Raw genomic sequence first — 13746 nt, 5'->3', positions numbered from 1 at the left:
GGCGCGGGTCTCAGTCGCGGATCTCGTCCGGGTCGACGCCCCAGATCGTCGTCTTGGGCACCCAGCCCTTTTCCCCGCCGCCCGAGACCCGGCACCAGTCGATGCTGCATTCGTGCAGCCGGACGATGGCGCCGGCCTCGGCCCGCGCCACCACCTCGGCGCGCGGCTCGGGGCGGGCCAGCAGGTCCAGCATGTCCTTGGTCACGATGGCGGTGCGCACGCCCGACAGCAGCGAATAATGCACCCAGCCGCCGGCGCCGTCCTGGTCCTCGACCCGGCGCCAATGGCCGAACTCGGCCACCACGCGCAAGGGCATGCCGGCATGGCGGAACACCCAGTCGATGCGATGCGACAGGCTGGGGCCGCGCCGGGCGTTGCCCTCGCCCCCCTTCAGGCTGACATAGCGCGGCAGCGGCAGGTTGGTGACAGAGCCGCGATTCGGGTCGCGCCGGCCGTCCTGGTGGCGGCTGATCGTCGCATCGGCGGACAGGCCGGGGATCTGCTTGGCGTCCAGCGTCTCGCCCGGATCGGTGGCTTGCGCCAGCGCCGCCGATCCCAAGCACGCCACCGTCGCCAGTATCGCGGCGCCAAGCCAGACCTGTCCTTGCTTCATCTGCCCGTCCTGCTTTTTCGGGGTCTTGTGCCTGCCCCGCATCGCGGGCACTTTGCCAAAAGCCGCCCGGCTTTGGAAGAGAGGAGCGACCATGCCCGCCGTTCATGCGACCGATCCGACCCGCTCGCGCCTTAAAGTTACCGTGACCCGGCGGCTGCCCGAGGCGGTCGAGACCCGGATGTCCGAGCTTTTCGACGTTTCGCTGAATGCCGACGACCACCGGATGAGTCGCGAGGAACTGGTGGCCGCCATGCGCGTCTCGGACGTGCTGGTGCCGACGATCACCGATCAGATCGACGCGGCCATGCTGGCCCAGGCCGGCGACAAGCTGAAGCTGATCGCCAATTACGGCGCGGGCGTGGACCATGTCGACGTGCATTCCGCCCGCCAGCGCGGCATCCTGGTCAGCAACACGCCGGGCGTGGTGACCGAGGACACCGCGGACGTGGTCATGGCGCTGATCCTGGGCGTCACCCGCCGCCTGCCCGAGGGCATGGCCGAGATGCAGGCCGGCCGCTGGCACGGCTGGTCGCCGACCGCGCATCTGGGCGGGCGGCTGGGCGGGCGGCGCCTTGGCATCCTGGGCATGGGCCGCATCGGCCAGGCGGTGGCGCGGCGGGCGAATGTCTTCGGCATGCAGGTGCATTACCACAACCGCCGCCGCCTGCGCCCCGAGATCGAGGCCGAGTTGCAGGCGACCTATTGGGAAAGCCTGGACCAGATGCTGGCGCGCATGGACATCGTCTCGGTGAACGCGCCGCATACCCCCTCGACCTTCCACCTGCTGAACGCGCGGCGGCTGAAGCTGATGAAGCCCTCGGCCGTGATCATCAACACCTCGCGCGGCGAGGTGATCGACGAGAATGCCTTGACCCGGATGCTGCGCGCGGGCGAGATCGCCGGTGCCGGCCTTGACGTCTTCGAGCATGGGCACGAGATCAACCCCCGCCTGCGCGAATTGCCCAATGTCGTGCTGCTGCCGCATATGGGCTCGGCCACGATCGAGGGGCGGGTCGAGATGGGTGAAAAAGTCATCATCAATATCAAGACCTTCGCCGATGGCCACCGGCCACCGGACCTGGTGGTGCCCTCGATGCTGTGACCCTGGCGCCCCGGTTTTCCGGGGCGTTTGGCCTGACGGCCCGGATGTCTCATGTCGTTTCTTTGCCAGGATCGTGTCGGGGGGAACGGCAGTGCCGCGCGTCGTTCCGGCATTTGATCGGCGGGGAAGCCGGGGCAGGGGCTCGCCGTGAAAACCGCCGTGCTGGCCTTGGGGTCGGAGGCGGTGCCGTGGGCTGCAGCATCGCGCTGCACCTGGCCCGCGTGGGGTGACGCTGCTGGTCGAGCGCGACGTGTTGACGGCCGATGCGCAATATTGCGCCGGGCATGTGCCCCGTCCGCGCCATCTGCGTTGCCTGTATGGGCGAACTGGGATCGAGCCGCGTTCGGCGGCCGTCTCCGGGAGCGGCGGGTCGCGAAAGGCATGGGCTGAAGTGGGTCGGCGGCGGGTACAGAACTGGCCGCGGCAGGAAAGGGGCTGTCGCGCCTCGGCCGCGATGCGGTGCCGCTCCGGGCTGGACCGCTTCGCCGATCTGGAGAAGGCGTTCAACTGAGCGGGTGATGCTGGCAGGGGCTATCCGCCGCAAAGAGGTGATCCGGCTGAGCGGCCGCCTGACGCCTAACGCTGGGGGCGCCAGGCGCCTTATGCGGCTGGCGAAAGGGTCGGGCGGCGGGTCGCGGGCCTTTGGCAAGTCCCTCGGCCTGGGCTATGTTCGCCCGGACCTGGCCCAGCCGGGCACGAGGCTGAAGCTGCGCATGCCGCGCGCTGTGGAAGGCGGTCGTGATCGGGGACCGCTCCTATGGCCCGGAAAACAAGGCGATTCGTGTCGACGGCTGACCTGTGCCACAGCCATGGCCTGCGACGGCCAGGCCGGCCCATCTAGCGCAGCTCGGCCAGCCGCCGCTCCAGATCATCCCGCAGCGCCACCCGCTCCTCGGGCGAAAGGAAGGCGCCCAGCTCGACCTCGCGCTGGCCATCGGTCAGCACCAGGTAATCCTCGACCGGGCCGTTCTGGCGCAGGGCGGTGCGCACCCAATAGGGGTTGGTCTGCCAGATGCGGTCCGGCCGTCCGGGATCGCTGCGGGTCAGGATGAGGCGGTCGCGTCCGACCAGCATCACCTCATGCGCCGCGCCATAGCTGCGCGCGATGCCCTGCCATAGCCCCCAGACCGCCAGGGCGGCAAAGGGCAGGAGCCCCCAAAGCACCTTCGATCCGACCACCGCCAGCAGGGGCAGCGCCAGTCCCGCGGCGGTCAGCGAGATGACCCAGACGAAGCCCCGCCGGGACAGCGAGCGGTGCGGCCAGATCTCGAGCCGAAAGCAGACGGCCCCGGATTGCTCCGGGGCCGCGTCATGCCATGCGTAGGGCATCGTTCAATGCGCGGGATCAATGCGCCTGGGCGCGATCCCAGTCCTCGCGCTTGGGCAGGGTCTCGAAGGTATGCTCCGGCGGCGGCGAGGGCAGGGTCCATTCCAGCGTGTCGGCGTGTTCGTTCCAGTAGTTCGGCACGTTCACGCGCTTGCCGGCGAAGAGCGTGTAGAACACGATGCCGATAAAGAACAGGAAGGAGGCGAAGGAGATATAGGCGCCGATCGAGGAGATGTTGTTCCAGTAGGCGAACTCGACCGGATAGTCGATGTAGCGGCGCGGCATGCCCTGGCGGCCCAGGAAGTGCTGCGGGAAGAAGATCAGGTTCGAGCCGATGAACATCATCCAGAAATGCAGCTTGCCGGCCCATTCCGGGTATTGCCGGCCCGACATCTTGCCGATCCAGTAATAGACCCCGGCAAAGATGGCGAAGACCGCGCCCAGCGACATCACATAGTGGAAGTGGGCGACGACGTAATAGGTGTCGTGATAGACCCGGTCCAGCGGCGCCTGGCTCAGCACCACGCCGGTCACGCCGCCGACGGTGAACAGGAACAGGAAGCCGAAGGCCCAGAGCATCGGCGTCTTGAACTCGATCGAGCCGCCCCACATGGTGGCGATCCAGGAAAAGACCTTGATGCCGGTGGGCACGGCGATGGTCATGGTGGCCAGCATGAAATAAGCCTGCTGGGTCAAGGACATGCCGGCGGTATACATGTGGTGCGCCCAGACGACGAAGCCCAGGATGCCGATTGCCGCCATGGCCAGAACCATCGGCAGGTAGCCGAAGATCGGCTTGCGCGCGAAGGTCGAGATGACGTGGCTGATGATGCCGAAGCCGGGCAGGATGATGATATAGACCTCGGGGTGGCCGAAGAACCACAGGATATGCTGGTAAAGCACCGGGTCGCCGCCGCCGGCCGGGTCGAAGAACTGGGTGCCGAAGTTGCGGTCCATCAGTAGCATGGTGATGGCGCCCGCCAGCACCGGCAGCGACAGCAGGATCAGCCAGGCGGTGATGAAGACCGACCAGGCGAACAGCGGCACCTTGAACAGCGTCATCCCCGGCGCACGCATGTTCAGGAAGGTGGTGATGATGTTGATCGCGCCCAGGATCGAGCTGGCGCCCGAGACGTGGACGGCAAAGATCGCCAGGTCCATGGAATAGCCGGCCTCGGTGGTCGAGAGCGGCGGATAGAGCACCCAGCCCACGCCCGAGCCCATCTGGTCGTTGCCGCCCGGCGCCAGCAGCGAGGCCACGCCCAGGGCCACGCCGCAGACATACATCCAGTAGCTGAGGTTGTTCAGCCGCGGGAAGGCCATGTCCGGGGCGCCGAGATGCAGCGGCATGAAATAGTTGCCGAAACCGCCAAACAGGGCCGGGATGACCACGAAGAACATCATCAGCACCCCGTGATAGGTGATCATGACGTTCCAAAGATGCCCGTTCGGCGTGCATTCCGCCGAGGCGTCGGCGATGAGGCGCGCGCCCTCGACGCACATGTATTGCACGCCGGGATGCTGCAATTCCATCCGCATATAGACGGTGAAGCAGACCGAGATCAGACCGACGATGCCGGCCGTGAACAGGTAAAGGATACCGATATCCTTGTGGTTTGTTGACATGAACCAGCGGGTGAAGAACCCGCGGGTGTCATGATGGTCACCGTGGCCGTGAACGGCTGCGTCTGCCATGCGTGGACTCCCTAGACATGCGGCTGGCCGGCCCAAGGGCCAGCGGACTCGCTAAGTTTCTAGCCCACATTCCTACCCCTCGCAATGCGAAGAAGGGACTAAAAGTCGCGCCCCTGCGCGGTTTTGCCGCAGGCAGGGGCGCGCCGTTCCGGGGGTCGCCGGTCAGTTCGCGGCGCCTTCGGCGGGGGCCGCCTCGGCACCCGCATCGGGCGAGTGCTGGGCCAGGAAGGCGACCACGTCGGCCTGGTTCTTGCCGAGCTTGAAGGTCATCTTGGTCTTGGCGGCCGAATCGCCGGTCTTCTCGACCAGCCAGGGCTTGGGATCGGTGACGTATTCGATCAGGTCGGCCTCGGACCAGACCATGTCGGGGTTCTTTTCCGCCACTTCAAGGATGCCGTCGCCGTATTTGAAGCCTTCGACCGAGGCGATCTTGCGGCCGACGACGCCGTAGAGGTTCGGCCCGGTCTTGCCGCCCTTGACGATGTCGGTGCCGTCCGGTGCCTGGACCATGTGGCAGGCCTTGCACTTGTTGAATTCCTTCTCGCCTTTGGCGGCGTCGCCTTCCTGGGCCACGGCGGGCAGGGCGAGGGACAGGGCGGCGAGAGTGGCATAGATGCTGATCTTCATCGCGTTTCCTCTTGGGTAATCGCTTTTTCCGGGGGAGCGGACCTCTCCGCCTCCCGCCTTGACAGGGCTATCATGCGTCAAGCCGTCCGAACACCGGAAAAAGGTCGCAGGACGGTGAAGGGTGAATATGTCGCAGGGCGAAAATCAGCCGCCGAGCGGGGGGAAATTGCGCGCGAAGCTGCGGCGCAGCGCCAGGTCCAGATCGCCCATGCCGACGGGCAGGCCCATGTCCACCAGGCTGGTCACGCCATGGCCCTGGATGCCGCAGGGCACGATGCCGGCGTAATGGCCCAGGTCCGGCTCGACGTTGATCGAAATGCCGTGGAAGCTGACCCAGCGGCGCAGCTTGACGCCGATGGCGGCGATCTTGTCCTCGCGCATCGAGCCGTCGGGCAGGGACGCCTTGTCGGGGCGCGCGATCCAGACGCCGACGCGGCCGTCGCGGATCTCGCCCTTGAGGTTGAACTCGGCCAGCGCGTCGATGACCCAGGATTCCAGGGCCTTGACGAAGGCGCGCACGTCGCGGCCGCGGCGGTTCAGGTCCAGCATGACATAGACCAGGCGCTGGCCCGGCCCGTGATAGGTGTATTGCCCGCCGCGGCCGACGGCATGCACCGGAAAGCGCGCCTCGAGCAGGTCGGCCGCGCGCGCCGAGGTGCCGGCGGTGTAGAGTGGCGGGTGCTCGACCAGCCAGACCAGCTCGTCCGCCCGGCCCTCGGCGACGGCGGCGGCGCGCGCCTCCATGAAGGCGACGGCTTCCAGATAATCGGTGAGGCCGGGGGCGGTGATCCATTCGGTCATGGGCGGTGAGATATTCCCGCCCGCGGGCCGTCGCAAGGGGGCGGGGGCGGTTCCGGCGGATCGGTTCGCGGTGGGGGCTGTCTGCCCCCACGCCCCCGAGGGTATTTCCGCAACGAAGAAGCGAGGCAGATGACGAATCCGCGGGGCCGGATCATGAATCCGATGCAAGATCATTGTGCGGATGTTGAATTTCACTAAATGCCTGTCTGCGGCTATACAGCACATTTGATGAAACGCGCGGACCCTGGACCATGACCTTGCCCCTTTCCCCCGTCTTCGACGCCCTGCGTGCGGCTGCGCGCGAACGCATCCTGATCCTCGACGGCGCGATGGGGACGCAGATCCAGCAGCTTGGCCTGAAGGAGGCGGATTTCGCCGGCCATGGCGCGGGCTGCGCCTGCGGCTGCCATCCGCCGGCGCCGGGCGAGCATCCGCAGCAGGGCAACAACGACCTGCTGAACCTGACCCAGCCCAAGGCGATCGAGGAGATCCACTATCGCTATGCCAAGGCGGGCGCGGATATCGTCGAGACCAACACCTTTTCCTCGACCACCATCGCGCAGGCAGACTATGGCATGCAGGCGGCGGTCTATGACCTGAACCTGCACGGCGCCCGCATCGCGCGGCAGGCGCTCGACCGCGCCACGGCCGAGGACGGGCGGGTGCGCTGGGTCGCCGGCGCGCTGGGGCCGACCAACCGCACCGCCTCGATCAGCCCGGACGTGAACAATCCCGGCTATCGCGCCGTCACCTTCGACGAGCTGCGCATCGCCTATGCCGAGCAGATCCGCGGGCTGATCGACGGCGGCGCCGACCTGATCCTGATCGAGACCATCTTCGACACGCTGAACGCCAAGGCCGCGATCTTCGCCTGCGAGGAGGTGTTCGAGGAAAAGGGCCAGCGCCTGCCGGTGATGATCTCGGGCACCATCACCGACCTTTCCGGCCGCACGCTGTCGGGCCAGACGCCGACCGCCTTCTGGCATTCCATGTCCCATGCCGCGCCGATCACCGTGGGCCTGAACTGCGCGCTTGGCGCCGCCGCCATGCGCCCGCACCTGGCCGAGCTTTCCGCCGTCGCCGACACGCTGATCTGCGCCTATCCCAATGCCGGCCTGCCCAACGAGATGGGCCAGTATGACGAATCGCCCGAGGAGATGGCGGCGCAGGTCGCCGAGTTCGCCCGCGAGGGGCTGGTGAACGTGGTGGGCGGCTGCTGCGGCTCGACGCCCGAGCATATCGCCGCCATCGCCCGCGCCGTGGCCGAGCTGCCGCCGCGCGAGATCCCCGAGATCGAGCCGCGCCTGCGCCTGTCGGGGCTAGAGCCCTTCGTCAAGACCGACGACATCCCCTTCATGAACGTGGGCGAGCGGACGAACGTCACCGGCTCGGCCCGGTTCCGCAAGCTCATCACCAATGGCGACTATGCCGCCGCGCTGGACGTGGCCCGCGACCAGGTGGAAAACGGCGCCCAGATCATCGACGTCAACATGGACGAAGGGCTGATCGATTCGAAGCAGGCGATGATCGACTACCTGAACCTGATCGCCGCCGAGCCCGACATCGCCCGCGTGCCGGTGATGATCGACAGCTCCAAATGGGAGGTGATCGAGGCCGGGCTGAAATGCGTCCAGGGCAAGGCGATCGTGAACTCGATCTCGCTGAAAGAGGGCGAGGAGAGCTTCCTGACCCAGGCCCGGCTTTGCCGCCGCTATGGCGCGGCCGTGGTGGTGATGGCCTTTGACGAGACCGGCCAGGCCGATACCGAGAACCGCAAGGTCGAGATCTGCTCGCGCGCCTATGACCTGTTGGTCAACAAGGTCGGCTTTCCGCCCCAGGACATCATCTTCGACCCGAACATCTTTGCCGTGGCGACCGGGATCGAGGAGCATGACAATTACGGCGTCGATTTCATCGGCGCGACCCGGCGCATCACCCAGGCCCTGCCGCATGTGCATGTCTCGGGCGGGGTCTCGAACCTTTCCTTCAGCTTCCGCGGCAACGAGCCGGTGCGCGAGGCGATGCATGCCGTGTTCCTGTATCACGCCATCCAGGCGGGGATGGACATGGGCATCGTCAACGCGGGCCAGCTTGCGGTCTATGACCAGATCGACGAGGGCCTGCGCGAGGCCTGCGAGGACGTGGTGCTGAACCGCAAGCCGAAAGCCGGCGGCACGGCGACCGAGAACATGCTGGAGATCGCCGAGCGGTTCCGCGGCGAAGGCGGGGCCAAGGCGCGCGAAAAGGATCTGACCTGGCGCACATGGCCGGTCGAGAAGCGGTTGGAACACGCCCTGGTCAACGGCATCACCGAATATATCGACGAGGACACCGAGCAGGCGCGACTGAATGCCGAACGCCCGCTGCATGTGATCGAAGGCCCGCTGATGGCGGGGATGAACGTCGTCGGCGACCTGTTCGGCGCCGGCAAGATGTTCCTGCCGCAGGTGGTGAAATCGGCCCGGGTGATGAAGCAGGCGGTGGCGCATCTGCTGCCCTACATGGAGGCCGAGAAGGCCGCGGCGGGCGGCGCGGGCGGTTCCTCCAGCGCCGGCAAGGTGCTGATGGCGACGGTCAAGGGCGATGTCCACGACATCGGCAAGAACATCGTCGGCGTCGTGCTGGCCTGCAACAATTACGAGATCATCGACCTGGGCGTGATGGTGCCCGCGACCAAGATCCTGGAAACCGCCAAGGCCGAGAAGGTGGACATCATCGGCCTGTCCGGCCTCATCACCCCGTCCCTGGACGAGATGGTGCATGTCGCGAGCGAGATGGAGCGCGAGGGTTTCGACATTCCGCTGCTGATCGGCGGGGCGACCACGAGCCGCGTGCATACGGCGGTCAAGATCCATCCGCGCTATGCGAAGGGGCAGGCGGTCTATGTCACCGATGCCAGCCGCGCGGTGGGGGTGGTGGGCAGCCTGCTCTCGGGCCAGAAGAACGCCTATGTCGAGACTATCCGCGCCGAATACATGGACGTGGCCAACAAGCACGCCCGCGCCGAGGCGGAAAAGAAGCGCCTGCCGCTGGCCTCGGCCCGCGACAATGCGCTGCGGGTCGACTGGTCGGGGTTCGAGGCCAAGGCGCCCGAGTTCCTGGGCCCGCGCGTGATCGAGGATTTCGACCTTGCCGAGATCGCGCGCTATATCGACTGGACCCCGTTCTTCCAGACCTGGGAGCTGAAGGGCGTCTATCCGCGCATCCTGGACGACGCAAAGCAGGGCGAGGTGGCGCGCCAGCTTTTCGCCGATGCGCAGGCCATGCTGAAGCGGATCATCGACGAGCAATGGTTCCGGCCGCGGGCGGTCGTCGGCTTCTGGCCGGCGAACCGGGTTGGCGACGACATCCGGCTTTTCACCGGCGAGGACCGGGCGGCGGAACTCGCGACGCTGCACACGCTGCGCCAGCAGGTCAGCAAGCGCGACGGCCGCCCGAATGTGGCGCTGGCCGATTTCGTCGCCCCCGAGGGGCATCGCGACTATGTCGGCGGTTTCGTGGTGACGGCGGGCGGCGAAGAGCAGCAGATCGCCGAGCGCTTCAAGGCCGCGCATGACGATTTCTCGGCCATCCTGGTGCAGGCCCTGGCCGACCGTTTCGCCGAGGCGCTGGCCGAGATGATGCACGAGCGGGTGCGCCGGCAATACTGGGGCTATTCCGACGAAAGCTTCGCCCCCGAGGAACTGATCGCCGAGCCCTACAAGGGCATCCGCCCGGCGCCCGGCTATCCTGCCCAGCCCGACCACACGGAAAAGGTCACGCTGTTCAGGCTGCTGGACGCGACTGCGGCGACCGGGGTCGAGCTGACCGAGTCGATGGCGATGTGGCCCGGCGCCTCGGTCTCGGGCCTCTATATCGGCCATCCCGAGGCTTATTACTTCGGCGTCGCCAAGGTCGAGCATGACCAGGTCCTGGACTATGCCGACCGCAAGGGGATGGCGGTGCGCGAGGTCGAGCGCTGGCTGGCGCCGATCCTGAACTACACCCCGCAGGCGGCGGTCGCGGCCGAGTGAAAAAAATTCGCGCGGCGGGTGAAAAAAATGCCCTTTTCATCCGCCGCGCAAGCGTCTATGAGACGCGAGCCTACGAAAGTGCGGTCGTGGCGGAATTGGTAGACGCGCAGCGTTGAGGTCGCTGTTCCTTAACCGGAGTGGAAGTTCGAGTCTTCTCGACCGCACCATTTTCATCCCCTGAAAATCTGGAAGAAACCGTCGCGGCATCGTGGCGATTCATGGTTGCGGCTGGCGCGTCACCGCTTGGCCTTGGCTCAAGGCCGCCCTGGTCCGCCAAGCGGCGCCAGCCGGGGTAGAAGGCCAGCCATCTGCCGTGATGTATACTTACGCAAAATGGACAATAATGCCGCTTTCTCTGTCGGGGATCGCCTTATCTCCTGGCGTATTTCTGCGTTTTTCGGACGTTTTCATCGGCCGGATACCTTCTTTCATCACAGGAAGTACGGGGGGATGGCAGGTTTCCATGAAATACTGTCGAAACGCTCGGCTATCGAGGAAAGCCTTGTGATCATACAAAATAGACAATAAAGCCTTCTCACTTTGTTGAGAGGTTTCCCATGATCGGACGTGTTTTTGCGCTTTGCGCAGCCTTTTCTCTGGCAGGCTGCGCCACCATCACCCGCGGGACGAAGGACGTGCTTGTCGTCAATTCGACCCCCGGCGGGGCCCAGGTCAGGCTCAGCGACGGGCAGACCTGCGAGAATACCCCCTGCAGCTTCAAGGTTCCGCGCAAGTCGGAGCTGAACGTCGCGGTGACGAAGGACCGCTGCAAGCCGCAGCAGGTCCGCGTGACCAACCGCGTGGCCGGCGGCGGCGGCGCGGCGATGGCCGGCAACGTGCTGGTCGGCGGGATCATCGGCGCGGGCGTCGACGCCTCCTCGGGGGCGATGCTGGAACTGGTGCCGAACCCGGTCAACGTGCAGCTTGAATGCCGCTGAGCCCTCGGCCCGGCCGATGCGCGAGGCCCGCCGGACATCGGCGGGCTTTTTCATGCGCCGCGCGCGGACCCGCAAGGGCGGGCTTGTCGTCGCAGCCGGTCCTTTCGCGAAACGGCGGGGGAAATCACGCGCCCCAGGGGCCTGCCCAGCGGGACGGCCGGCTTTTCCGGCGTTTCGCGGCGGGTTTGCTGTTCCCTTCGCCGCCCGCTTGCGCCTAGTCTCTGCCCGAAGAAGGGGAGAGTTTCCATGTCCGAGAATTGGGGTTTCGACACCACCGCCATCCATGCAGGCAGCGCGCCCGACCCGGCGACCGGGGCGCGGCAGGTGCCGATCTATCAGACCACGGCCTATGTCTTTCAGGACGCCGCCCATGCCGCGCGGCTCTTTGGCCTGCAAGAGGTCGGCTATATCTATTCCCGCCTGACCAACCCCACCGTCGCCGCGCTGCAGGCGCGGGTGGCCGAGCTGGAGGGCGGGGCCGGCGCGGTCTGCTGTTCCTCGGGGCATGCCGCGCAGATCATGGCGCTGTTCCCGCTGATGGGGCCGGGCCGGAACCTGATCGCCTCGACCCGGCTTTACGGCGGCACCATCACCCAGTTCAGCCAGACCATCAAGCGCTTCGGCTGGTCGTGCAAATTCGTGGACCTGGACGACCTGGACGCGCTGCGCGCCGCCATCGACGACGACACCCGCGCCATCTTCTGCGAATCGATCAGCAATCCGGGCGGCTATGTCACCGACATCCCGGCGGTGGCCGAGGTTGCGGAGCAGGCCGGCCTGCCGCTGATCGTCGACAACACCCTGGCCACGCCCTGGCTGTGCAAGCCCATCGAGCTGGGCGCGACGCTGGTGGTCCACAGCCTGACCAAATACATGACCGGCAACGGCACGGTGACGGGCGGGGCCATCGTCGATTCGGGCCGGTTCGACTGGTCGGCCTCGGACAAGTTCCCCAGCCTGTCCCAGCCCGAGCCAGCCTATCACGGGCTGAAGTTCCACGAAACCTTCGGCGCGCTGGCCTATACCTTCCACGGCATCGCCATCGGGCTGCGCGACCTGGGCATGACCATGAACCCGCAGGCCGCGCATTACACGCTGATGGGGATCGAGACCCTGGGCCTGCGCATGGCCCGCCATGTCGAGAACGCGCTCGAGGTCGCGGAATGGCTGGAAAACGATCCGCGCGTGACCTCGGTCACCTATGCCGGCCTTGCCTCGTCGCCCTGGAACGAGACGGCGCGGCGGGTCTATCCCAAGGGGGCGGGGGCGCTGTTCACCTTTGCGATCAAGGGGGGCTACGACGCGGCGGTGAAGCTGGTGGATAACCTCAAGCTCTTCAGCCATGTGGCGAACCTGGGCGATGCGCGCTCGCTGGTGATCCATTCCGCCTCGACCACGCACAGCCAGCTGACCGACGAGCAGAAGATCGCGGCCGGCGCCGGGCCGGACGTGGTGCGGCTCTCGATCGGGATCGAGGACGCGGCCGACATCATCGCCGACCTGGACCAGGCGCTGGCGGCTGCCACGGCCTGAACCGGAAAGGGCGGCGCATCGTTGCGCCGCCCGTCGGGGGATCAGTTCGCCGGAGCCTCGATCGGGGGCTCCTCGGGTGCGATTTCTCCCTCGGGTGTGATTTCACCTTCGGGCGGCTCGCCGCCTTGCGGCGCATCGGCCGGGCGCATGGCGAAGACCGCGGTGACATCGGCGCTGACGGCCAACTCGCCCGCCTCGATGGGCGTATCGGCCGAGCCGGCCGCCTGGGCGCGCATGGCCATCATCGGGCGCGGCCCGCCGCCCGTCGGTGCCTCGGAAAGCGAGATCAGCCGGCCAAGCCGCATCCCCGCCGCCTCGGCCATCACCTCGGCGCGGCGGCGCGCCTCGGCCACGGCCTCGCTGCGGGCCTGGTCCTCGGCCTCGGCCATGTCCTCGCGCGAAAACGCGATGCCGCTGATCTCGTTGGCGCCCGAGGCGACCAGCTTGTCCAGCACCGCGCCCAGCCCGGCGATGTCGCGCACCCGCACGGTCACGCTGTTCTGCGCGCCATAGCCGGTCAGCTTCGGCGGCTGGCCCTGGTCCGAGTAATCCATGACCGGTGACAGGTTCAGCCCCGAGGTCTGGATGTCGCGCGCCTCGATCCCCTCGGCCTTCAGCGTCTCGATGACCTTGGCCTGCTGCTCGGCGTTCTGCGTCATCGCCTCGGCCGCGGTGGCGGCGCGGGTGCTGACGCCCAGGGTGATCGTGGCCATGTCGGGCTGGATCGTGGCATGGCCGGTGCCGGTCACGGTCAGCTTGGCGAAGGGGGCTGCATGTTTCATCATGTGATGTCCCATCTGCGCGGGCGGCGGCGGCGCGTCGGCCGGGGCGGTCTGGGCCAGCAGCGGGCCGGCGCCCAGAACGATCAGCGTCGTGGCGGCCAGCAGGGGTCGGAATCGGGGCATCGGGTCTTACTCCTTGGCGCATCGGGTGCTTTGCCCTTGCGCGGTTGTCTTCACGAGCCCCCATAACGCCGCAAATGCGTTCCGGGATGCGTCACAATCCGGTGTTCGGCTTTTCACGGATCGCGTTCTGGGCTAGTTCAGAACCATCAATCACGAAGATGCGTCCGGGACAGCCCAGGGCGCCCGGAACCG

At 66.8% G+C, this 13746-nt stretch carries 11 protein-coding genes and 1 tRNA gene; 6 read left to right on the top strand and 6 right to left on the bottom strand.

Translation table 11 applies throughout. The features are described from left to right. Window positions 1-10: 10 nt before the first annotated feature. On the bottom strand, window positions 11-613 hold the full coding sequence (locus IT40_RS05760) for an SH3 domain-containing protein (RefSeq protein WP_036751838.1): 603 nt from the start codon (window positions 611-613) through the stop codon (window positions 11-13). A 91-nt stretch (window positions 614-704) separates the two neighbouring features. Here IT40_RS05760 and IT40_RS05755 point away from each other — a divergent pair, with 91 nt between their 5' ends. Further along, on the top strand, window positions 705-1715 hold the full coding sequence (locus IT40_RS05755) for a 2-hydroxyacid dehydrogenase (protein ID WP_036751699.1): 1011 nt from the start codon (window positions 705-707) through the stop codon (window positions 1713-1715). Between the two features lie 226 nt (window positions 1716-1941). Further along, window positions 1942-2226, top strand: a complete 285-nt coding sequence (locus IT40_RS28385; RefSeq protein WP_147307306.1) for a hypothetical protein — start codon at window positions 1942-1944, stop codon at window positions 2224-2226. A gap of 326 nt (window positions 2227-2552) precedes the next feature. On the opposite strand, the gene IT40_RS05750 is transcribed toward IT40_RS28385, so the two are convergent. The 4 genes from IT40_RS05750 to lipB all read right to left on the bottom strand — a co-directional run bounded on the left by IT40_RS05750 (window position 2553) and on the right by lipB (window position 6165). Beyond that, complete coding sequence (locus IT40_RS05750) at window positions 2553-3044, bottom strand: DUF2244 domain-containing protein (protein WP_036751697.1); 492 nt, start codon at window positions 3042-3044, stop codon at window positions 2553-2555. Window positions 3045-3060: 16 nt separating this feature from the next. After that, entirely contained in the window at window positions 3061-4737 is a 1677-nt protein-coding gene (ctaD, locus tag IT40_RS05745; protein WP_036751695.1) for a cytochrome c oxidase subunit I, read from the bottom strand. A gap of 162 nt (window positions 4738-4899) precedes the next feature. After that, complete coding sequence (locus tag IT40_RS05740) at window positions 4900-5364, bottom strand: cytochrome c550 (protein ID WP_036751693.1); 465 nt, start codon at window positions 5362-5364, stop codon at window positions 4900-4902. A gap of 144 nt (window positions 5365-5508) precedes the next feature. Beyond that, window positions 5509-6165 (bottom strand): lipoyl(octanoyl) transferase LipB, encoded by a 657-nt coding sequence (lipB, locus tag IT40_RS05735; protein ID WP_036751689.1) that lies wholly within the window; start codon window positions 6163-6165, stop codon window positions 5509-5511. 251 nt (window positions 6166-6416) lie between these two features. On the opposite strand from lipB, the gene metH reads away from it, so the two are divergent. The 4 genes from metH to IT40_RS05715 all read left to right on the top strand — a co-directional run bounded on the left by metH (window position 6417) and on the right by IT40_RS05715 (window position 12649). After that, window positions 6417-10178, top strand: a complete 3762-nt coding sequence (gene metH / locus IT40_RS05730) for a methionine synthase (protein WP_036751687.1) — start codon at window positions 6417-6419, stop codon at window positions 10176-10178. Window positions 10179-10258: 80 nt separating this feature from the next. Continuing rightward, window positions 10259-10345, top strand: a tRNA-Leu gene (locus tag IT40_RS05725). Between the two features lie 390 nt (window positions 10346-10735). Beyond that, the gene (locus tag IT40_RS05720; RefSeq protein WP_036751685.1) at window positions 10736-11116 is read left to right on the top strand and encodes a hypothetical protein; all 381 of its coding nucleotides are present in this window, start codon (window positions 10736-10738) and stop codon (window positions 11114-11116) included. A gap of 246 nt (window positions 11117-11362) precedes the next feature. After that, window positions 11363-12649 carry an O-acetylhomoserine aminocarboxypropyltransferase/cysteine synthase family protein gene (locus tag IT40_RS05715; RefSeq protein WP_036751683.1) on the top strand — a complete coding sequence of 429 codons (1287 nt, stop codon included), beginning with the start codon at window positions 11363-11365 and terminating at the stop codon, window positions 12647-12649. A gap of 41 nt (window positions 12650-12690) precedes the next feature. Here the strand turns inward: IT40_RS05715 and IT40_RS05710 are convergent, their stop codons facing one another. Beyond that, complete coding sequence (locus tag IT40_RS05710; protein WP_036751681.1) at window positions 12691-13554, bottom strand: SIMPL domain-containing protein; 864 nt, start codon at window positions 13552-13554, stop codon at window positions 12691-12693. Between the last annotated feature and the right edge of the window lie 192 nt (window positions 13555-13746).

The sequence above is a fragment of the Paracoccus versutus genome, from assembly GCF_000763885.1.
GTDB classification, from domain to species: Bacteria; Pseudomonadota; Alphaproteobacteria; order Rhodobacterales; family Rhodobacteraceae; genus Paracoccus; species Paracoccus versutus.
Note: the sequence above shows the minus strand (reverse complement) of the source record. Positions and strands in the feature narration are given on the sequence as shown.